The organism is Gaoshiqia sp. US2, from assembly GCF_059705485.1.
The window spans coordinates 496,281-516,068 of sequence record NZ_AP048550.1; the positions used below are offsets into that span (position 1 = coordinate 496,281).

Consider the following 19,788-nt stretch of genomic DNA (forward strand, 5'->3'; position numbering starts at 1 on the left):
ACCTGCAAAACCTGAGAGGCACAAATTGTTTGTACTTAATTCAATAACCTAAATTCGTTGGGCGATAGTCCGGTGTTCTTTTTGAACATCCGGGTAAAATGCTGCGGATATTTGAAGCCCAATTCGTAGGCAATCTCGCTCACAGTTTTATCAGCATCAAATATCTTGTTTTTGGCTAAATCTATAATTTTGTCCTGAACATACTCTTTTGCCGATCTTCCTGTTTCCCTTTTTATCAAATCTCCAAAATAATTGGCTGACAAACGAAGTTCATCAGCAAAATAAGCCACCGAAGGCAAACCAAGCCGTTGGGGGTTGTCAGTTGAAAAATAACCGTTCAGCAGCGCTTCAAACTTCTCCAGTATTCCCTTGTTAACATTCTCTCTTGTTATAAATTGGCGATCATAAAATCGGTTACAATAATTTAGGAATAATTCGATATTCGAAGTAATCAGTTTTTTACTGTGCTTGTCGACGTTTTGCTGTATCTCAAATTTAATTTTCGAAAAACAGTCCAAAACAAGTTGCCTTTCACGTTCAGAAAGATGTAAGGCTTCATTGGTATTGTAACTAAAGAAATTGTAATCATCGATACTTCGGGCAAGCGATGTTCCGCGTATCAAATCGGGATGAAACACAAGCGCATGCCCTTTGGGCTGATACGCCTGGCCGTCGGTTTCAACAACAACCATTTGCCCCGGCGCAACAAAAACCAGCGTTCCTTCCTGATAGTCGTAATAATCGCGACCATATTTTAAATCGCACCCTTTCACATCCTTCAAAAAAATACAATATAAGCCATAATGTATCCTTACATTCTTTTGCCCCTCCCACGACCGCGGGTTGGCTTTTGAAAAGTCGATGACGCTCACTAATGGGTGAAGTGTTTCATGATTGTTCAGGGCATTGTAGTCGCTCACCGTATCAAATTTGAATCTTTGTTCCATACCAGCTAAATTATCTGAACCAAAATTAATCATTCCTTTCGGGTAGTCACTGCATGGAATTTCAAATCAGTAAAAGTGGTAGGACAAACAGTAATTTATATCCTCTTCGTATGAATTGATTTCCAGATATTTGTATTCTGAATTGGTTTGCGTCCGGTAGGAACAAAGGCCACAAAAAAATGGAATATGAAACCACGAAACTTAGGAAGTCAGGGATTGGAAGTGTCGGATTGGGGTTTAGGCTGTATCGGCCTGAATTCCGGATATGGAACGATAACAGACAAAAAAAAGGCTATTAAATTGATCCGGAAAGCGCACGAACTGGGCGTACTGCTTGTGTGTGCCGGCTTGTTGCTGCTGGCCTCGTGCAGTGGAAGAAAACCGGATTTAAACAGCGATGTGATCATACTTACCGAACAGGGCAGTTTTGCCGTTGGCGGAACAGTCATTAACAATCCCGGAACATTTGATGCCATCAGTCGCACTCCTGAGGGACAGACCTTTCATGGCGACCATGCCTACGTTTTTTATCAGATTCCGGCTGATTCCCGTCGATATCCTTTGGTGATGTGGCACGGAATCGGACAATTTTCGAAAACCTGGGAAACTACACCCGACGGAAGAGAAGGTTTTCAGACGATATTTTTGCGCCGGCATTTTCCGGTTTATGTGATCGATCAGCCACGACGCGGAAATGCAGCACGAAGTATGGCAGAGGGCACAATTTCGCCAATTCCCGACGAACAGTTTTGGTTTAATACATTCCGTGTAGGGCTGTGGCCGGATTATTTTAAGGGAGTACAATTCTCCACAGATCCCGAGGCGCTTAATCAGTATTTCCGACAGATGGTTCCTAACATTGGCCCCATCGATATTCAGGTAAATGTGGATGCTGTTTCTGCACTTTTCGATAAAATCGGTGAGGGAATTCTGGTCACTCATTCCCATTCAGGTGGAATGGGTTGGCTTACCGCAGTCCAAAATCAAAATGTAAAAGCGATCGTTTCTTATGAACCCGGGAGTGGCTTCCTTTTTCCTGAAAGAGAAGTACCTGCTCCGATAGAAAATTCGGCTGGTCCGCTGACGGGTACAGGTGTTTCATTGGAAGAATTTATGAAGCTCACCAAAATCCCGATCATCATTTACTATGGCGACAATATCCCAACTGAACCCGATCCAAATCCCGGAACTGACGGCTGGCGCGCTCGCCTCGAAATGGCAAGATTGTGGCGCGATGCCGTCAACAAACATGGCGGCGACGTGACGGTGGTGCATCTGCCTGAAATCGGGATTAAAGGCAATACCCATTTCCCCTTTTCCGATTTAAACAATATTGAAATTGCCGACCTGATGTCGGAATGGCTAACAAGTAAAAAATTAGACAATTAAGAGCAAAACAAGTTAAAAAAACAGGAAGGTATGAAATCTGAAAATAGAAAACAATTATTGATAGCCATGTTTGTGACAACAAGTCTGATTACATCAGCTCAACTCCAAATCAGCAATCCGTTTGGCCTCGTCTATAACGGTGCGATTACCGAAAATGTACCAGGCAAGGTAAATATTCATCCGGTGAGCTATCAGCTGAATGGCATTGAAGTCGCTGCCAACGTGTACACACCAGCAAATTACGATCAGTCGAAAAGCTACGCAGCGATTGTTGTGGCTCATCCGAACGGTGGAGTGAAGGAGCAGGTAGCCGGATTATACGCACAGCGCCTGGCCGAATCGGGTTACATCACCATGGCCGCCGATGCTTCCTATCAGGGAGCCAGCGGAGGACAACCGCGGAATGTAGATAAACCCGCATTTCGTATCGAGGACATTCGCGGAATGGCTGATTATATCACACAATATGCCGGCGTAGATCCTGAACAACTCGGCGTACTGGGTATTTGCGGTGGCGGCGGTTACTCGTTAGCGGCGGCACAAACCGATAAACGTTTTAAAGCTGTGGCCACCTTGAGCATGTTCAATTCGGGTGCTGTCAGACGGAACGGGTTTAGAGACTCTCTGCGAGAGACAATTCAAGAGCGGTTGAAACAAGCATCGGATGCGCGGGCCTTGGAAGCCGCAGGCGAGAAAGTACGCTACGCCGCCGATACGGAAATAACCGATGAAATGGCCGATAAAATGCCCTTTGATTTGTATCGCGAAGGCCATTACTACTATAACCGAACCCATGCTCATCCTAATTCGACATTCCGGTACACCACGAGCAGTTTGATCGATTTGATGGCATTCGACGCAACCACCAACATGGATTTAATCAACCAGCCTTTGTTGATGATGGCTGGAAGTAAAGCCGATACCTTTTACATGACAGACCGGGCATTTAAGCTTGTGACTGGCGTCGGGGAGAAAGAATTATTCCTGATTCCGGGAGCTACGCATATTCAAACTTATTATGTTCCTGAATATGTCGACCAAGCAATGAACAAACTCAACGAGTTCTTTGGTAAATTTTTATAAACAAATACGCTTTTTTCAAGCCTCCCCTCTCGGGGGAGGTTTGAAGGGGACTTAAAATTATCAATATGAAAAAAATACTTATCGGACTATTTCTAATCCTTTTGAGTGCACAGTGGTCTTTCTCACAGAATTCAGCCGCTGAGCAGGAGATCATGAACCTTTCAAAAGAAAAATGGCAGTGGATGTCAGATAAAAATGTCGACGCTCTGAGCGGTCTCTTTCACGAAAAAGCCGAATTTGTTCACATGGGTGGACATTGGGGAACCGAACAGGAACTTGCTATCATCAAAAGTGGCGGAATTTGGTACAAGAAAGCGGATATTCGCGAAGTATCGGTCAATGTGATTGACAATACGGCAATTCTTCTGAATCGAATTGATTTGTTGGCTGAAGTTGGTGGAAACGAGGTTACCAATCCGTTCGAGGTGACTGAAGTGTATATAAAACAAGATGGTCGGTGGAAGTTAGGTTCCCTGTCATTTACCCGGTTGATGACACCAGGTGGTCATTAATTTTCTCATCTTAAATCAGATCGAAATGGAAAATTCAAATAATAAGGACGTAAGCCTGGGATTAGATCGTCGCAAGTTTTTCAAAACAGGTGCTGCGTTAGCCGGAGGTTCATTCTTCGCGTCTACCCTTGGTGCAAACACACTGATGGGACAAAGCAATTCCGGAATTTCGTCGAAGCGTAACGGACATTCCGATTCCCAACCATCCACCCTTAGCCGTCGAAAACTTGGCGGAAGTCTGGAAGTTTCGAGCATTGGGCTGGGAGTTCAGAATATGCATCGTAAACACAATACAATTGTGCCGTATCGTCCTGAAATGATTAAGATTCTACGAGCCGCATACGACCGGGGTGTGACATTTTTCGACTGCGCAGAAGCTTACGGACCGCACGAAAATGAGAGAATACTTGGTGAGGCGATTCAGTCATTCAGGGACAAGGTTGTAATTACTTCCAAATTCGGTTGGAATATCGATTTGAAAACTGGAGAGAGACTGCCAGGCCTAAATAGCAAACCTGATCATATAAAGCTCGCAGTTGAAGGAATGTTAAAGAGGTTCCGTACCGACCGTATAGATTTGCTCTATCAACATCGAGTTGATCCGGAAGTTCCTATTGAGGATGTAGCAGGGACGGTTAAAGATTTAATGGATCAGGGTAAAGTGCTCCATTGGGGCCTCTCTGAACCTGGACTCCAGACAATAAGACGTGCACATGCAGAACTTCCACTAACCGCCATTCAGAACGAGTACTCGATGATATGGCGTGACCCGGAGAAAGACGTAATCCCCATCTGTGAGGAGTTGGAAATTGGATTTGTTCCATGGTGGCCGCTTGCCTGCCAACTTCTCACAGGGGAAATCGATGCTAATACGCGATTCGCTCCTGGTGATATCAGGGCAAACACTTCACGATATTCTCCTGAAAATCTGCCTCAAAATTTGAAGTTGGTTGATTTAATCAAGACATGGGCAATACAAAAGCAGGCTTCTCCTGCACAGATTGCAATAGCATGGTTACTGGCACAAAAAGCTTGGATTGTACCCATTCCGGGTACTACACAAATGGCACATATGGAACAAAATATTGGCGCCGATGCAGTTAAATTCACCGCCGGGGAATGGCAGCAATTCAACAACGAATTGGAATCAATCCAAATAGCCGGAGAACGATTGCCGGGATTTGTGTTGCAGTTTTCAAAAGTAGAAGCCCCGTTAAAAAAATAGATTCCGATGTGCAGAACAACTAAAAACAGATCAGTATGAAGAAATCGGTAAAATCCAATGTACTTATGGCGTTAATTATTTTTAGTTGCCTATGCCTTTATGCTCAACGCGATGAAGAACCCCGTGTGTCCTTATCTGCAAAGCAAGTATGTACAATTCCCATTGCAGTTTATGCAGCCAAAGGGGAACTTCAACAATTAAAACCGGCACTGAACAAAGGCCTCGATGCCGGATTAACCATTAATGAAATCAAAGAAGTGATGGTCCACCTGTATGCTTATTGCGGATTTCCACGCAGTATCCGTGGTTTGCAAACCTTTATGGAAGCGCTTGATGAACGCAAAGCCAAAGGCATAGTGGATAATGAAGGTGCGGATGCTTCACCGATAAACGATGAACGCAGTAAATATGAACGGGGAAAAGCGAATTTAGAGGAGCTATTAGGAATGCCACTAACCGGACCACAAACGGGCTATGCTGCTTTTGCCCCGCCAATCGAGGTATTTCTGAAAGAACATTTGTTTGCCGACATCTTTGAGCGCGACGTTTTAACTTATGGTGAACGGGAATTGGTTACCATTTCGGCAATCAGCGCAATTGGTGGAGCCGAACCCATGCTTCGCAGTCATTTGTCCATTTGTCTGAATGTCGGTTTCACGGCCGGACAGCTGAACGAATTTGTGGACATCATTAAATCAACAGCCGGTAAAAAGGAAGCCAAAGCCGCTCAGGCCGTTTTAAATGAAGCGCTCAAAAACAAGAAGTAATCGATTTACAAATTATCTTATTAAACCTGAATAATTCACAAAAACGAAGAAAAGCTCACGAAAATTAAAGATAAATTACTATCTTACAGCGTCTTACAACCGTATTTCCATGAGCTCTTCAGAAAATAAAATTACCGAAAAAACTCTGGACAAGCAAACAGACGTTGCAATTTGCCAGGGAAAACTCTTCGATTTACAACCAATTGACAATAAGCGTATTGAGGTAAGTTTTACTGCATCTGAGATTTCTTCAGATGGTGGTTTGCTGTTGGTCAAAGATATCGAGAGCCGGATTGGCATCATCAAGTCGCTGGTTACTTGTATTGAGGACACCCGGCATCAAAGCTATGTTGACCACTCTTTGGAAGAGATTGCTGCACAGCGGGTATATCAGATTGTTGCTGGATATGAAGATGCCAATGATTGCAATACCTTGCGCGATGACACGATCCTGAAAATGAGTGTTGGACGTTTGCCCATGACAGGGAATGCCTTGGCATCTCAATCAACTATGACCCGTTTTGAGAACACCCCAAGAGCCAGTGAACTGTACAACATCGCGTATGCCTTTGCCAATAAGTTTATTGAATCCTACCCTTCGGAACCTCCTGTGATTATTATCGATTGCGATGACACCAACATTGATACCCACGGGGGGCAGCAGTTAACCCTGTTCAATAACTATTACGGAGAGTATTGCTACATGCCCCTTCACATTTATGAAGGCTTGTCGGGAAAACTGATTACCACCATACTCAAACCAGGCAGGCGCAGCAAAAGTGCCAATGTTTTTGGGATACTCAAAAGGCTTGTTGCCCATTTGCGCAAATCGTGGAAAAATACGGTGATCATTGTTCGGGGCGACAGCCACTTTTGCAGCAAAGAGTTGATGGACTGGTGCGTTGGACAACCCAATATCCATTTTATAACTGGCTTGACCGGAAACAGCGTATTGAATTCGAGTGTTGAAACTCTTGTAAAGAGTTGCGAAAATGAATTTGCCAGATATGCCAAACCCATAAAGCGTTATCACTCATTTGGCTACAAAGCGGGTAGTTGGGAAAACCAGCAACGCGTGATTGTTAAAATCGAAGTGACAAGCAAAGGATCCAATATTCGTTTTATTGTAACCGACCTTTGGGAATACCGGACAAAGGCACTTTACGAACAAGGGTACTGCGGACGGGGCAGGATGGAACTCAATATCAAAGACCACAAAAACTACCTGCAATCAGGCCGGATGTCGTGCAATAGCTTTTATGCCAATCAGTTCAGGTTATTCTTGCATTCAGCCGCTTATGTGCTGATGCACTCGTTGCAGGAGAACATGCTAAAAACAAAGGGGTTGGCAGCTGTTACGATGAAGACATTACGTGAAAGGTTCATTAAAATTGCTGCCCAGGTTAGACAAATGAAGACAAAAATAAAAGTGGAATTTCCAGCTTCATGCCCGCAAGCCAAACTGCTTGAGAATTACTTCCTCGAAATCGGACAGTTGCGCCGTTAGCAACAACCCAACTATATTCAAAAATACATATTAATCAGGCACTTGCAAAGCACAAGATAAAATACCTATGTTCTGTGAAGAAAATACACACAATTTTTGGTCTAAAACTAAACAGGCCAACCTCTAAAATGACCAATCGAAAACAATCGCAGACAACAAATTTTCTTTTCAGCATATGGGTTATTAAATCCCACGGCTGAAAAAATCAAATATTCACCTTTTTAAAGTTTATGAATTATTCAGGTAAAAACATGAAAACAAAATTAATCGTCATCACAATTTCAGCAGCAGCCTTATTGCTCGCTTGCACTTGTCGCCAAACGGACACGACAAAAGAACCTGAAACAACAACTGTTTTTCCCAAAGGAGAAAAAATTACCAGCAACAATTTCTCAGGTACAGCATGGCTACAAATGCTTTTAACCAGCGACCGTACATTCAATACCTCAATTGGGAACGTAACTTTTGAACCCAAAGCACGGACAAACTGGCACAAACATCCGGGAGGACAAATCCTCCTGGTAACCGATGGGAAGGGATATTATCAGGAAAAAGGCAAAGCCGCTCAGCTCATTCAGAAAGGCGATGTTGTAAGAATTCCGCCGGATATGGAACACTGGCACGGTGCAGCGCCCGACAGCGGATTAACGCATATTGCCATGAGCCTGAATACAAACAAAGGAAGCGTGGTTTGGTTACCCCCTGTTACGGAAGAGGAATACAACCAGATAAAAAATTCAACACATTATGGCAGAGCTAGAGAATAAATCAGAAGGACGCCGTCAATTTTTAAAAGTTGGGACGCTATTGGGTGCAACTGCAATTGCTGCACCCTTAGTAACATTTGCAAACAACGAAAGCTTTGGTACGAGGACTAAAGGTTTGAATCCAAAAATTGTAAACAAAACCCGTACGCTTGGAACCGGGGAGCACAGCCTACATGTTTCGGCACTTGGCTTGGGATGCATGGGCATGAGCTGGCACCGAACCTTTATCCCTGAGCGTAAGTTAATGGTTGATCTTCTTCGGAAAGCCGTCGACATGGGTATTAATTTTTTCGATACGGCTGAAGCCTACGGCCCTTTCAGCAATGAAGAATTAGTGGGCGAAGCTTTGGCTCCGCTACGTAAAGACATCATCCTTTGTTCCAAATTCGGATTCAATATTCAGGATGGAAAATTGGCCGGCTTAAACAGCAAACCGGCACACATCCGTGAAGTGGTTGAACAATCGTTAAAGCGATTGAAAACCGATTACATTGATTTGTTGTACCAACACCGGGTTGATCCCAATGTACCCATCGAAGATGTTGCCGGAACGGTAAAGGATTTGATTCAGGAAGGAAAAGTGCTCCACTTCGGGCTAAGCGAAGCCGATGTTGAAAATATACGCAAAGCTTATGCTGTGCAGCCTGTTACTGCACTCCAAAGCGAGTACTCGTTGATGACCCGTGATCCTGAAATCTTAAACGTATGCGAAGAGCTTGGAATTGGTTTTGTACCGTACAGCCCTTTAAGCAGGGCCTTAATTACCGGTTACTTCAACGAACGAACCCGGATTGACCCAAATAACGACAACCGCCACACCTTGCCGCGTTACCAGCCCGATGCGATCAAAGCCAACTGGACTCTGATTCATGTGTTGGAAGACTTTGGCAACCAAAAAGGATTAACCGTTGCACAAGTTGCGCTGGCTTGGCTGCTTGCCCAAAAACCGTGGATTGTGCCTATACCCGGCACAACCAAACAGGCGCACTTGCGGGAGAACCTGTTGGCTGTCGATTTTGAGTTTACAGCAGAAGAGCTGCAAACGCTGACCGATAAAATTTCAAAAATAGAAATTGTTGGAAGCCGGTATAATTCATGAATTGAAGAAACAGCATGAGTAAAATTTTAATTGCCTACTATTCGCGAAAAGGCCAGAATTACCGCAACGGCAATATCGTCAACCTCCGCACCGGAAACACCGAAGTGGTGGCAAAAAAAATTCAGGCCATCACGGGAGGCGATTTGTTCGAGATAGATACCGTACAGGCCTACCCGGTCGATTACACCGAAACCACGGAGGTGGCCATGACCGAAAAGCGCCAAAACGCACGTCCTGAGCTCACCTCCCGTGTTCACAATATGGACGGCTACGAGGTGGTTTATCTTGGATACCCCAACTGGTGGAACACATTCCCAATGGCCGTCTTCACTTTTTTGGAGTCGTACGATTTTGCGGGCAAAACCATCATTCCCTTTTGCACTCACGAAGGCAGCGGACTAGGCAGTAGTGTGCAAGATATAAGAAACTGTTGCGCCGAAGCTCTTGTTGAAACTGGATTAGCCCTGCGGGGAGGTTCGGTTTCGAAAACGGATAAAGTGATAAAAAACTGGCTGCAAAAGCTAAATAAAAATTTAAAGTGATGGAAAAGCGAAAATTAGGAACTCAGGGAATGGAAGTTTCAGCATTAGGTTTAGGATGTATGGGACTTCATTTTGGATATGGCCCTGCAACCGATAAACAGGAAGCCATTAAATTAATCAGAAAAGCCTATGAATTAGGTGTTACATTTTTTGACACCGCTGAGATTTACGGGCCTTTTACCAACGAAGATGTTGTTGGCGAAGCCCTTGCACCATTTCGCAATGAGCTTATTGTTGCTACTAAATTCGGTTTCAATATTCAGAACAATGCAATGGCCAGACTGAACAGCAAGCCGAAACAGATACGCGAAGCAGTTGAAGGTTCGTTGAAACGGCTAAGGGTTGATACCATCGATTTATTATATCAACATCGGGTTGACCCCGGGATTCCCATTGAAGACGTAGCCGGAACAGTTAAGGAATTGATCCGGGAAGGAAAAGTAAAATACTTTGGTTTATCGGAGGCAGGTGCTAATACCATTCGTAGAGCACACGCGGTGCAACCTGTTTCGGCAGTACAAAGTGAATATTCGCTTTGGTGGAGGGAGCCGGAAACGAAAATATTCCCAACCCTTGAAGAACTGGGAATTGGGTTTGTGCCCTTCAGCCCGCTTGGCAAAGGTTTTCTTACCGGTAAAATTGACGACAAAACCTCCTTCAACAATAACGATTTCAGAAACAGCGTACCCCGTTTCTCTCCTGACAACAGAAAGGCGAATCAGGTATTGGTTGACCTGTTACTACAAATAGCTAATAGTAAAGAAGCTACCCCGGCACAAATTGCCATTGCCTGGATTTTGGCACAAAAGCAATGGATTGTACCCATACCTGGAACAACCAAACAGCATCGTTTAACAGAAAACATCGGTGGTGCGGCTATTCAACTAACAACTGAAGAACTTCAGAAAATTGAAGCTGCGGTTGCAACCATCAAGATTCAGGGAGAAAGGTACTCTGCAAGCAGTCAGAAGATGGTTGATAATGATTACAATACAAAATATTAAAACAGTAGATATGTTCAACTTTGATTTTTATAATCCTACACGGATATTGTTTGGAAGCGATCGGCTTGGAAGTATGGATCCGTTGATTCCTTCCGATGCCAAAGTCCTGATCACCTATGGAGGTGGAAGCGTTAAAAAATTCGGCGTTTTCAACAAGGTCTCCCAAGCTTTGGGCAACCGCACCATTTTCGAGTTTGGCGGCATTGAGCCCAATCCACGCTACGAAACCTTGATGAAGGCTGTTGAGGTGGTTCGTACCAAAAACATTGATTTCATTTTGGCAGTGGGCGGCGGGTCGGTTATCGACGGAACCAAGTTCATTTGCCTGGCCAGCCATTACCAGGGGGATGCAACCAAGTTGCTTGGATTTGGGTTCAGCCCCATTACTTCCAGTGTCGTCAAAAAAGTAGTGCCGTTTGGTACGGTATTAACCCTTCCGGCAACAGGTTCTGAAATGAACAACGGGGCGGTGATCAGCTACAACCACGGCAAGTTTCCGGTCATGAGCGAGATGGTCTATCCGAGATTTTCAGTTTTAGATCCGGCCTACACCTTCACCTTGCCCAAAATTCAGGTTGCCAACGGTATTGTGGATGCATTTGTGCATGTGGCGGAGCAATACATCACCTATCCGGTGGATGCTCTCGTACAAGATCGAATGGCTGAAGGTATTTTGAAAACCCTGATTGAAATTGGAGAAAAGAGTGTGGAGGAACCTGAGAATTATGCAGCACGGGCCAACCATGTTTGGAGCGCAACCATGGCTTTAAACGGAATTATTGCAGCGGGTGTGCCCCAGGATTGGGCTACGCACATGATCGGCCATGAACTCACGGCCTTGTTCGGCATCGACCACGGACAAACCCTGGCCATTGTTTACCCGGCATTACTCGAGGTTTGTAAAGAGCAAAAAAGGGTCAAGCTGCTTCAATATGCCCAACGGGTTTGGAACCTCAACGAGGGAACAGATGACCAAAGGATTGATACAGCCATTGCCAAAACAAGAACCTTTTTCGAAAGCCTGGGCATCAATACTCGTTTGTCGGGATACGGAATTCATGCCGGCCAGATTCCTTCGGTAATTGATCAATTGAAGGCCCACGGCATGGTTGCACTTTCAGAAACACAAAACATCACGCTGGAGGTCAGCCGGAAGATACTCGAAAGCGCACTATAGGAATACTCCGTTTACAAATTGGGGGAGACAGAGTTTATACACGCAAACTGCCCGGCTACGGGAATTTTTTCCTGTTTGCCGGACTTTTTCACCTAAAAATGAAGCTATATGACAAGAATGAACTTTTTTATCGTACTGTTTTTGTGTTTCGCTTTCCCAGGCATTGCACAGGACTGGCCACAATTTATGGGGCCAAATCGCGACAATACGTCGCCGCAAAAAGGGATTTTGCGCACATGGCCTGAGACGGGTCCTGAAGTGCTGTGGACGGTAAATATTGGTATTGGGTACGGAGGTCCCGTAGTCAAAGATGACAAAGTTTATTTCCTTGACAGGGATGACGATGTTGGAGATAACCTTCGTTGCATAGACCTTAAAAGCGGAGCAGAACTCTGGAACTTCAGATACGACGCTCCCGGAAAGGTAATGTTTCCTGGCTCAAGGAGTGTCCCCATTGCCGATGACAACCATATATATTCCTGCGGCCCCTACGGTGATCTGTACTGCATTGATACCAACACCCATGAGCCGGTTTGGTATAAAAATGTATGGAAGGATTTTGGGGGAAAAGAAATTCCGATCTGGGCCATCTCGCAGTGTCCGATGATCTATGATAATCTGTTAGTAATCGCTTCAATGGCCCCTGAAGCGGGCGTTGTAGCCTATGATAAATTTACAGGTGAGGTCGTTTGGGGAACACCCAATCTAGGTAATGAAACTTACGTAAGTCCTACAGTTGTGAAAATCTATGGGCAGGATCACATTGTCATGGTTACTTCATCAACAAATCCTATCGGACATCCGGATTTGCCAGAAACGACCGGCAATATTGTGGGATTAGAGCCAAAGTCAGGTGAAATATGTTGGCAGTTCACCGGCTGGGATTGTCATATTTCAGTAGCGCCTGCCGTGGATGCCGGTGAAAACAGAATTCTTGTGGTTGGCGGCTATGAACATGGGGCTCTAATGATACAGGTAGAAAAAAACATAGATGGCAGCTACCAGACAAAAGAAATCTTCAGAACCGTGGAGTTTGGCGACCAGACTAAGGCGCCTCTTCTTATCGACGGTTATGTCTATGCACAATACGGCACAAATAATCGCCGCGACGGATTGGTTTGTATGAATATGGATGGCGAAATTATGTGGAAAACCAAACGCAATCCCGATTTCAATAAAGGTAGTATGATTTTCGCCGAAGGGTTGATTTTGGCTACCGATGGTGCAAAATCATTATATTTAATTGAACCTGATCCTGCTGGGTTTAAACCGCTGGCATCGGCTGAACTACTCGCAGCGCCACCTGCAGGAGAAGGAATGGCTGCCAGATTTGGAACCCAAAATTGGGCGCCCATTGCACTGGCCGACGGCAAATTGCTGATTCGCGACCAAAACAGGATGATGTGTGTGAAGGTCGCGGAATGATAAATTTCCCGATACTTTTTCACATCTTTTAATTCAATAACCTAAATTCGTTGGGCGATAGTCCGGTGTTCTTTTTGAACATCCGGGTAAAATGCTGCGGATATTTGAAGCCCAATTCGTAGGCAATCTCGCTGATGGATTTAACGGGATCGAAGATTTTCTCTTTAGCGATTTCAATCATTTTTAGCTGGATATGCTCCAGGGCCGATTTGCCGGTTTCCTTTCTCAACAAATCGCCCAGGTAATTAGGCGACAGAAACAGCTTGTCGGCGCAGTAACGCACCGTGGGCAGGCCCGTCTCGCCGGGCAAGTCTGATGCGAAGTAGTCGTCGATGACCTTTTCGAAACGCGCCAGAACGTCCCTGTTGGTAAGGTCGCGGGTAACAAACTGGCGGTCGTAAAAGCGCTTGCAGTAGTTGAGGAACAGCTCGACGTACGACACGATGAGCGTTTTGCTGTGCTTGTCGATAGCGTGTTCCAACTCGTATTGGATCTTCTCGAAGCAGTCGTTCACGATAGCCCTTTCGCGCACCGACAGGTGGAGCGCCTCGCGCACGTCGTACGAAAAAAACGAATACTCTTTGATGTTGCGCCCCAGGCCGGTGCCATGTATCAGGTCGGGGTGGAACAACAAGGCCCTGCCTACCCCCTTTTGTTTGGTTGCATTTTCCACACCGTACACCTGGCCTGGGGCGATGAAAACCAGCGTACCTTCCTCGTAATCATAGGTGCTCAGCCCGTAGGTCATGTTGCCGCACTTCACGTCCTTTAAAAAAATAGCGTAAACGCCCAATTGCCTTTTGAAGAAGCAAAAGGGTTCGCTCTTCTCAAAATCAATGATGCTGATTAGCGGATGCAGAGTTTCTACGCCCACCAGGTGGTTGTATTCGGCTACGGTGTTGATGCGGGTTATTTCGTTCATGACCTTTATTTTTCGTGTTGATGAAGCAAAGTTAATCAACTATTCGCATGATGTTGAGCGCTTTGGCGTAATTCCGTAATAATGGTAGGAGAACCCGTAATCCGGGTAATTCCGTATGTCAATTAAGAACTGCACGGCGACAGGATTAGCGCCTTTACAATGTTTGCCTGGTAATATGATCGAAATGCGTTTGGGCCCAATGGATCATCATCTGAAGCACCGGCATCAACTCTTGCCCCATTTCTGTGAGAGAATACTCTACACGGGGAGGGATTTCCTTGTACATCGTGCGGGTAATCATCTGGTCTTCTTCCAACCGCTTGAGCGTTCCCGACAGCATTTTCTGGGAAATATCGGGAATGGCCTTCAGCAGGTCTTTGTACCTCATCACACCGTTGCCTTGCAAGGTGTACAATATCAGCAACGACCATTTGTCGCTCATTCGGCTCAACACGTTACGTATGGGGCAGGTGGGATATTGCAAATCTAAATCTCTCATATCTTTTTCATTTTATGGTTTTTCAAAAATACAAAAATCTCTCATGGAGAGCAACATTCCTTTCAGATCGTAACGTTCAAAAAAATATAAAAAAGAATCACATCCATCACATTGGTAATCAATAATTTTAACCCTATTGGTGCGTTTCTAACCAACTTGCACAGCCTGCACTGACCATCTACTTTTGAAGCGTTAAATCATTAATTGTATAAAAAAAGGAAACATGAAGACGTTAGTATCTGCATTCGCCCTACTGTTTGTGGCGATTTGTGCACAGGCGCAAGGAAAATTTGAAGTGAAAGACTTCGGCAGGTTTAAATTACATTCGTACGTGACCGCCGACCCGCTTGGCGACATCAATTGCCTGATTGAAGGCAAAAAAGGGGTGGTGGTGGTTGAGCCGCCTGCATTTTACGACAATATTCAGGAAATGAACGGTTACATTGCGAAACTGGGCAAACCGGTTGTAAAAGTTATCTCCAACTATCATGTGGCCGGGTACAGCGCTTTCGAAGCATCAAAATTTGTGATGGTGGAAGGGATGCCCGAATTTTCAGAGGGGCCGGTTTATGGCGGCATGATGGCCCACTTTGGCAATGTGTTCAAGGACAAGATGGACGTAAGCGTGCATAAATCCTGAACAAAAGCGCCCTGCGCGGGTTTCTTTTATTGATGTCAAACCAACTCAATGCTTTATCGATGGACCACGACAGCAAGCTACTCTATTATTTAAAAAAATGGACCGATTTAACGGAAGCTGATGAAGCCATCATCTTGTCGGCATTTGAACCTTTAACCATCAGGAAAAAAAAAGATTTGCTGGTTTCGGGGCAAGTGTGTCATCACCTCTATTTTATCACCCGGGGGTGTCTGCGGTCGTTTTACATCGACACAAAAGGTGTTGAGCACATTTATCAAATCAGGATGGACAACAACTGGATTAGCGACCTGGAAAGCTTTTTTTCGAAAAGTCCTTCGAAATACAACATCGAAACCTTGGAAGACTCTCATTTACTTCGGATTTCGCACGAGCGGATGGAGCAACTGCTCATTGAGGTTCCCCGCCTGGAAAGGTATTTCCGCATCCTGTTCCAAAAGGCTTATGTGAACGCGCTGAACCGGCTCAATGCCACCATGTGGGAAACGGCCATGGACCGTTACAACGACATGCTCAAAGAGCATCCCGAAGTGTTTCAGCGCGTGCCGTTGGTTTACATTGCATCGTACCTGGGCATCACGCCCGAAAGTCTGAGCCGGATCAGAAGACAGAAATAACCGTGGGGCATTGTTGACAGCATCCTGACCTACATCAACGCCATTTCTTACCATAGGTCAAGTATGCAGATCCGTATCCCCATTTATCTTCGTATCGTAAACATTCACAAAAACAATTGGACAGAAATACATTCATAAAATCGTTATTAACCACGTCCTTTGGGATAGCCATTGGCACAAAACTCAATGCAATGAACCTATTAAATCAACCATTGGGCAACACGCCCAAAATGGCGGTACTTTTTTTGGGACATGGCAGTCCCATGAATGCCATTGAGGAGAACGAGTTTGTGCGCGGGTTCCGCAATGTGTCGATGGAAATTGAAGCGCCCAAGGCCATCATGGTGGTATCGGCCCATTGGGAAACCAAAGGAACGCAGGTGACAGCCATGGAACAGCCAAAGACCATCCACGATTTTGGCGGGTTCCCCAAAGCGCTGTACGAAATTCAGTACCCGGCGCCCGGAAAGCCTCAACTGGCCAAAGAGGTGAAGGGCATGGTCAAAAGCGCCGAGGTGGCGCTCGACGAGAAATGGGGTCTCGACCATGGGGCCTGGACGGTCATCCGGCACATGTACCCCCAGGCCAACATCCCGGTAATACAGCTGAGCCTCGATTATTACAAACATCCGAAACAGCATTACGAGCTGGCAAAAGAACTTTACGAGTTGCGGCACAAAGGCATCCTGATAGTTGGGAGTGGCAATATGGTGCACAACCTGGGCATGGTTCACTGGCAAAAGCTGAACGAAAACTACGGCTACAATTGGGCCATTGAGGCCAACGAAAAGATGAAAAAATTCATTGGCGAGGGCAACCACAAAGCGTTGATTGACTTTCGGAAACAAGGCAAAGCCTTTGAAATGGCCATCCCAACGCCCGACCATTATTTGCCCTTGCTGTATGCCCTGGCGTTGCAGGATACAAAAGACGAGATAACCATTTTTAATGATGAGCCCGTAGGCGGTTCATTAACAATGACATCGGTAAAGATTGGATGAGCATCTAAATGAGAAAAAGGGGAGGATAGACTATCAGACAGCGGATTAGACGAAGAAAGGCAATCATGTCTGTATATCTCATTGGTCTATTCTGTCTGTCTCCTGTCGAACAATCTTCCTATCTGAGAATACTAAAATTTTAACTTTTAATACGTATAAAATGAAAATTGCAGTTACAGGAGCAACCGGCCAGTTAGGAAAACTGGTGGTTGAACAATTGAAAAGGAAAGTAGGCGCGCAACAGGTTGTTGCTTTGGTGCGCAACCCCGAAAAAGCACTGGAATTGGGCGTGGAAACGCGGCCGTTCGACTACACCCGGCCCCAAGAGCTGGCCGAACAGTTAAACGGCATCGACAGGCTGTTGCTCATTTCGTCGAACGAAATAGGCCAACGCGCCATCCAGCACAAAAACGTGATTGACGCCGCCAAAGTGGCAGGCGTACAATGGATTGTTTACACCAGCTTGCTGCATGCCGACATTACCTCGCTGAACCTGGCCGGCGAACACCTTGAAACCGAAAAGATGCTGAAGGAGTCGGGCATCGACACCACCATTTTGCGAAACGGCTGGTACACCGAAAACTACACCGGCTCCATAGGTGGTGCATTGGCCGGCGGCGCATTTATTGGCAGCGCGGGTAATGGAAAAATATCATCGGCCGCGCGGGCCGACTTTGCCGAGGCCGCCGCCACCGTTTTGGCCCATGAGCAACACAAGGGCCACGTTTATGAGCTGGCGGGCGACACGGCCTATACGCTCGCCGACCTGGCCGCCGAAATATCGAAACAAACCGGCAAGGACATCCCCTACAAAAACCTGCCCGAAGCCGATTATGCCAGCATCCTCGAGAGCTTCAACCTCCCCAAAGCATTTGCCGAAGCCATTGCCAGCTGGGATGTGAGCGTATCCAAAGGCGATTTGTTCGACAACGCCCAACAGCTTTCAAAACTCATTGGCCGCCCCACCACGCCGATGGCCGAAACGGTGCGATTGGCGTTGTAACCATCCAGTGCGTTCTCAAAAAACTGCCCAGCACGCCATGATTGGATGTTGGGCAGTTTTTTTAGCAACTACATTGCAGATGATTGAATATCAAACTTCTAAATAAATGCATCCTCATTGCACGATGACGCCTTTTTTTTCGCGTGACGCGCCGCGATTGGTTTTTCAATGGCCGATATAAACCACTTTGCCCTTTTGCCAACATGCAGAACAAGGTAAATGCAAAGAACCAACGCCAATTTATCGTGTATTTCTACCAATGCCCGACGAATTACATGGCTTCCCTGCCACCATTGAACCATCCACGGAACAATACCGGTCACCGCCACCACAACAAAAAGAACTGTTAGCGTTATGACCTGCGCGTTTTTTGCAAAAAGCCTTTTTTTGATGACCGTACGGTACCATTGCCAATGCAGGTAAAAATGGCAAAACATGGCCATCGAGAACAAAACTATTGAACCCTTGTGGATGCCTGACCATCCATGATCATGGATGGTCAGAACAATTTTATTGATTGGAACGCCGGCATGGTTTCCCATGTGGTATTCTACCTGAAGCAACAACCCCGAAAACATGGCCATCGACCCAAATAGCAGCAAGGCTAGGTTGATGGTTAAACTTTTGATAGCGTTTTTCATACTTTTTTGCAGATGAATGGATTCGGCACAAAAGTCCGTCATCACCCATTCCCGGACAATAACAATTGTTAAGAAACACCGCCCTGCCGCGCGTGGCGACTGTCAATTTTGGTGATAGCCTGTGCCTGACAAGCCTTGATGCATTTCAAGCAGCCAACACAAGCATCGGCACTTACAACGCGGGCATGCCGGTGCCACAAGATATTTATCTTTCCAAAAACACGATGTGGACATGCGTTTTGGCATTGCCAACATGCGGTGCAACGGTTGGTATTTAACAATATGAATTTGGTACGTGATGCCGAGGGACGTGTGCGTTTGCGGTTCATGGCCGATGCTTTTTATCGGCAAAAAACATCATTAAACGCAACAATGACGATAACAATCGTTAATAAATCAACGCGGTTTCCTGTTTCTAATCCTGCTGAGCGAAATGGGCGTTATCCCCAAAAAAGAGGCAATGTAATGTTGTGGCACACGTTTGATGATTTCGGGATGGTGGTTCAGCAAATCCAGATATCGCTCCTGCGGCGTGTCTTTTATTCTCGACAGAAACAATTGCCCATAGTTTCGGAATCGCTGAAAGATGAATTGCTGAAACCCGTTGTTAAATTGGGGATGAGTTGTCAGGACATTGTCGAAATCGGTCTTTGCAATCGACAACACGGTGGTCGGCTCGATGCTTTCGATGGTGAAAAGACTTGGCGTTTGGTTCATGAAACTGTCGATGGATGCCACCGGTTGCCCTTCGAAAAAGAATTGAAACGTGATGTCTTTCCCGTCCTTGTTGAACCATTCGCGCAAACACCCCTTTTTAATGACATAAATGTTTTTGGCGATGTCGCCTTCGCGCAACAAAACGGTTTTAGAGGCAATTTCCAATTCAACAATACTCTCGTGAAATAGTGTCCTGATTTCCTCGTTAGACATTATCGTATTCATCAGTGTATTATCCATTTTAGTGCTGTGCAGGAGGACTCATTGTGCATTTTGACTTCCGTTA

At 45.6% G+C, this 19,788-nt stretch carries 22 protein-coding genes; 16 read left to right on the top strand and 6 right to left on the bottom strand.

Features of this window, described 5'->3' with window-relative positions:
* Nucleotides 1-35: 35 nt before the first annotated feature.
* On the bottom strand, nucleotides 36-947 hold the full coding sequence (locus tag AC6H3C_RS01910; protein ID WP_497518880.1) for a helix-turn-helix domain-containing protein: 912 nt from the start codon (nucleotides 945-947) through the stop codon (nucleotides 36-38).
* 186 nt (nucleotides 948-1,133) lie between these two features.
* On the opposite strand from AC6H3C_RS01910, the gene AC6H3C_RS01915 reads away from it, so the two are divergent.
* The 12 genes from AC6H3C_RS01915 to AC6H3C_RS01970 all read left to right on the top strand — a co-directional run bounded on the left by AC6H3C_RS01915 (nucleotide 1,134) and on the right by AC6H3C_RS01970 (nucleotide 13,444).
* A complete protein-coding gene (locus AC6H3C_RS01915) occupies nucleotides 1,134-2,336 on the top strand; it encodes an alpha/beta hydrolase (RefSeq protein ID WP_497518881.1) in 1,203 nt (400 codons plus the stop codon).
* A gap of 30 nt (nucleotides 2,337-2,366) precedes the next feature.
* Nucleotides 2,367-3,419, top strand: coding sequence for an alpha/beta hydrolase (locus AC6H3C_RS01920; protein WP_497518882.1), 1,053 nt, complete (start codon nucleotides 2,367-2,369; stop codon nucleotides 3,417-3,419).
* 65 nt (nucleotides 3,420-3,484) lie between these two features.
* The gene (locus tag AC6H3C_RS01925; protein ID WP_497518883.1) at nucleotides 3,485-3,931 is read left to right on the top strand and encodes a nuclear transport factor 2 family protein; all 447 of its coding nucleotides are present in this window, start codon (nucleotides 3,485-3,487) and stop codon (nucleotides 3,929-3,931) included.
* Nucleotides 3,932-3,956: 25 nt separating this feature from the next.
* Nucleotides 3,957-5,156, top strand: a complete 1,200-nt coding sequence (locus AC6H3C_RS01930) for an aldo/keto reductase (RefSeq protein ID WP_497518884.1) — start codon at nucleotides 3,957-3,959, stop codon at nucleotides 5,154-5,156.
* 35 nt (nucleotides 5,157-5,191) lie between these two features.
* A complete protein-coding gene (locus tag AC6H3C_RS01935) occupies nucleotides 5,192-5,923 on the top strand; it encodes a carboxymuconolactone decarboxylase family protein (RefSeq protein ID WP_497518885.1) in 732 nt (243 codons plus the stop codon).
* Nucleotides 5,924-6,032: 109 nt separating this feature from the next.
* Complete coding sequence (locus AC6H3C_RS01940) at nucleotides 6,033-7,430, top strand: IS1380 family transposase (protein WP_497515887.1); 1,398 nt, start codon at nucleotides 6,033-6,035, stop codon at nucleotides 7,428-7,430.
* 251 nt (nucleotides 7,431-7,681) lie between these two features.
* Nucleotides 7,682-8,197: a cupin domain-containing protein gene (locus tag AC6H3C_RS01945; protein WP_497518886.1), complete on the top strand. Its 516-nt coding sequence runs from the start codon at nucleotides 7,682-7,684 to the stop codon at nucleotides 8,195-8,197.
* Nucleotides 8,178-9,296, top strand: a complete 1,119-nt coding sequence (locus tag AC6H3C_RS01950; RefSeq protein WP_497518888.1) for an aldo/keto reductase — start codon at nucleotides 8,178-8,180, stop codon at nucleotides 9,294-9,296. Before AC6H3C_RS01945 ends, AC6H3C_RS01950 begins: the two co-directional genes overlap by 20 nt.
* Before the next feature lie 14 nt (nucleotides 9,297-9,310).
* Nucleotides 9,311-9,838, top strand: coding sequence for a flavodoxin (locus tag AC6H3C_RS01955; protein WP_497518889.1), 528 nt, complete (start codon nucleotides 9,311-9,313; stop codon nucleotides 9,836-9,838).
* Nucleotides 9,838-10,842 carry an aldo/keto reductase gene (locus AC6H3C_RS01960; protein WP_497518890.1) on the top strand — a complete coding sequence of 335 codons (1,005 nt, stop codon included), beginning with the start codon at nucleotides 9,838-9,840 and terminating at the stop codon, nucleotides 10,840-10,842. Before AC6H3C_RS01955 ends, AC6H3C_RS01960 begins: the two co-directional genes overlap by 1 nt.
* Nucleotides 10,843-10,852: 10 nt before the next feature.
* Nucleotides 10,853-12,019 carry an iron-containing alcohol dehydrogenase gene (locus AC6H3C_RS01965; protein WP_497518891.1) on the top strand — a complete coding sequence of 389 codons (1,167 nt, stop codon included), beginning with the start codon at nucleotides 10,853-10,855 and terminating at the stop codon, nucleotides 12,017-12,019.
* Nucleotides 12,020-12,127: 108 nt separating this feature from the next.
* The gene (locus AC6H3C_RS01970) at nucleotides 12,128-13,444 is read left to right on the top strand and encodes an outer membrane protein assembly factor BamB family protein (RefSeq protein ID WP_497518893.1); all 1,317 of its coding nucleotides are present in this window, start codon (nucleotides 12,128-12,130) and stop codon (nucleotides 13,442-13,444) included.
* 28 nt (nucleotides 13,445-13,472) lie between these two features.
* On the opposite strand, the gene AC6H3C_RS01975 is transcribed toward AC6H3C_RS01970, so the two are convergent.
* Nucleotides 13,473-14,366, bottom strand: a complete 894-nt coding sequence (locus AC6H3C_RS01975) for a helix-turn-helix domain-containing protein (protein ID WP_497518894.1) — start codon at nucleotides 14,364-14,366, stop codon at nucleotides 13,473-13,475.
* 154 nt (nucleotides 14,367-14,520) lie between these two features.
* Nucleotides 14,521-14,865 carry a winged helix-turn-helix transcriptional regulator gene (locus AC6H3C_RS01980; RefSeq protein ID WP_497518895.1) on the bottom strand — a complete coding sequence of 115 codons (345 nt, stop codon included), beginning with the start codon at nucleotides 14,863-14,865 and terminating at the stop codon, nucleotides 14,521-14,523.
* A 223-nt stretch (nucleotides 14,866-15,088) separates the two neighbouring features.
* Here AC6H3C_RS01980 and AC6H3C_RS01985 point away from each other — a divergent pair, with 223 nt between their 5' ends.
* The 4 genes from AC6H3C_RS01985 (at nucleotide 15,089) to AC6H3C_RS02000 (ending at nucleotide 18,144) form a co-directional block, all read left to right on the top strand.
* Entirely contained in the window at nucleotides 15,089-15,505 is a 417-nt protein-coding gene (locus AC6H3C_RS01985) for a hypothetical protein (RefSeq protein WP_497518897.1), read from the top strand.
* 32 nt (nucleotides 15,506-15,537) lie between these two features.
* Entirely contained in the window at nucleotides 15,538-16,140 is a 603-nt protein-coding gene (locus AC6H3C_RS01990) for a Crp/Fnr family transcriptional regulator (RefSeq protein ID WP_497518898.1), read from the top strand.
* A 191-nt stretch (nucleotides 16,141-16,331) separates the two neighbouring features.
* Nucleotides 16,332-17,141 carry a 4,5-DOPA-extradiol-dioxygenase gene (gene ygiD / locus AC6H3C_RS01995; protein WP_497518899.1) on the top strand — a complete coding sequence of 270 codons (810 nt, stop codon included), beginning with the start codon at nucleotides 16,332-16,334 and terminating at the stop codon, nucleotides 17,139-17,141.
* Nucleotides 17,142-17,301: 160 nt separating this feature from the next.
* Nucleotides 17,302-18,144, top strand: a complete 843-nt coding sequence (locus AC6H3C_RS02000; protein WP_497518900.1) for an SDR family oxidoreductase — start codon at nucleotides 17,302-17,304, stop codon at nucleotides 18,142-18,144.
* 98 nt (nucleotides 18,145-18,242) lie between these two features.
* Here the strand turns inward: AC6H3C_RS02000 and AC6H3C_RS02005 are convergent, their stop codons facing one another.
* The 3 genes from AC6H3C_RS02005 to AC6H3C_RS02015 all read right to left on the bottom strand — a co-directional run bounded on the left by AC6H3C_RS02005 (nucleotide 18,243) and on the right by AC6H3C_RS02015 (nucleotide 19,727).
* Nucleotides 18,243-18,785 (bottom strand): DUF4405 domain-containing protein, encoded by a 543-nt coding sequence (locus AC6H3C_RS02005; RefSeq protein WP_497518901.1) that lies wholly within the window; start codon nucleotides 18,783-18,785, stop codon nucleotides 18,243-18,245.
* A 68-nt stretch (nucleotides 18,786-18,853) separates the two neighbouring features.
* A complete protein-coding gene (locus AC6H3C_RS02010; protein ID WP_497518902.1) occupies nucleotides 18,854-19,114 on the bottom strand; it encodes a 4Fe-4S dicluster domain-containing protein in 261 nt (86 codons plus the stop codon).
* Between the two features lie 67 nt (nucleotides 19,115-19,181).
* Nucleotides 19,182-19,727: a Crp/Fnr family transcriptional regulator gene (locus AC6H3C_RS02015; protein ID WP_497518903.1), complete on the bottom strand. Its 546-nt coding sequence runs from the start codon at nucleotides 19,725-19,727 to the stop codon at nucleotides 19,182-19,184.
* Nucleotides 19,728-19,788: the final 61 nt, after the last annotated feature.

Bases quoted from the DNA above. Each gene is read 5' to 3' on its own strand.
- AC6H3C_RS01910 (WP_497518880.1), bottom strand. From the start codon at position 947: ATGGAACAAAGATTCAAATTTGATACGGTGAGCGACTACAATGCCCTG.
- AC6H3C_RS01915 (WP_497518881.1), top strand. From the start codon at position 1,134: ATGAAACCACGAAACTTAGGAAGTCAGGGATTGGAAGTGTCGGATTGG.
- AC6H3C_RS01920 (WP_497518882.1), top strand. From the start codon at position 2,367: ATGAAATCTGAAAATAGAAAACAATTATTGATAGCCATGTTTGTGACA.
- AC6H3C_RS01925 (WP_497518883.1), top strand. From the start codon at position 3,485: ATGAAAAAAATACTTATCGGACTATTTCTAATCCTTTTGAGTGCACAG.
- AC6H3C_RS01930 (WP_497518884.1), top strand. From the start codon at position 3,957: ATGGAAAATTCAAATAATAAGGACGTAAGCCTGGGATTAGATCGTCGC.
- AC6H3C_RS01935 (WP_497518885.1), top strand. From the start codon at position 5,192: ATGAAGAAATCGGTAAAATCCAATGTACTTATGGCGTTAATTATTTTT.
- AC6H3C_RS01940 (WP_497515887.1), top strand. From the start codon at position 6,033: ATGAGCTCTTCAGAAAATAAAATTACCGAAAAAACTCTGGACAAGCAA.
- AC6H3C_RS01945 (WP_497518886.1), top strand. From the start codon at position 7,682: ATGAAAACAAAATTAATCGTCATCACAATTTCAGCAGCAGCCTTATTG.
- AC6H3C_RS01950 (WP_497518888.1), top strand. From the start codon at position 8,178: ATGGCAGAGCTAGAGAATAAATCAGAAGGACGCCGTCAATTTTTAAAA.
- AC6H3C_RS01955 (WP_497518889.1), top strand. From the start codon at position 9,311: ATGAGTAAAATTTTAATTGCCTACTATTCGCGAAAAGGCCAGAATTAC.
- AC6H3C_RS01960 (WP_497518890.1), top strand. From the start codon at position 9,838: ATGGAAAAGCGAAAATTAGGAACTCAGGGAATGGAAGTTTCAGCATTA.
- AC6H3C_RS01965 (WP_497518891.1), top strand. From the start codon at position 10,853: ATGTTCAACTTTGATTTTTATAATCCTACACGGATATTGTTTGGAAGC.
- AC6H3C_RS01970 (WP_497518893.1), top strand. From the start codon at position 12,128: ATGACAAGAATGAACTTTTTTATCGTACTGTTTTTGTGTTTCGCTTTC.
- AC6H3C_RS01975 (WP_497518894.1), bottom strand. From the start codon at position 14,366: ATGAACGAAATAACCCGCATCAACACCGTAGCCGAATACAACCACCTG.
- AC6H3C_RS01980 (WP_497518895.1), bottom strand. From the start codon at position 14,865: ATGAGAGATTTAGATTTGCAATATCCCACCTGCCCCATACGTAACGTG.
- AC6H3C_RS01985 (WP_497518897.1), top strand. From the start codon at position 15,089: ATGAAGACGTTAGTATCTGCATTCGCCCTACTGTTTGTGGCGATTTGT.
- AC6H3C_RS01990 (WP_497518898.1), top strand. From the start codon at position 15,538: ATGTCAAACCAACTCAATGCTTTATCGATGGACCACGACAGCAAGCTA.
- ygiD (WP_497518899.1), top strand. From the start codon at position 16,332: ATGAACCTATTAAATCAACCATTGGGCAACACGCCCAAAATGGCGGTA.
- AC6H3C_RS02000 (WP_497518900.1), top strand. From the start codon at position 17,302: ATGAAAATTGCAGTTACAGGAGCAACCGGCCAGTTAGGAAAACTGGTG.
- AC6H3C_RS02005 (WP_497518901.1), bottom strand. From the start codon at position 18,785: ATGAAAAACGCTATCAAAAGTTTAACCATCAACCTAGCCTTGCTGCTA.
- AC6H3C_RS02010 (WP_497518902.1), bottom strand. From the start codon at position 19,114: ATGAACCGCAAACGCACACGTCCCTCGGCATCACGTACCAAATTCATA.
- AC6H3C_RS02015 (WP_497518903.1), bottom strand. From the start codon at position 19,727: ATGAATACGATAATGTCTAACGAGGAAATCAGGACACTATTTCACGAG.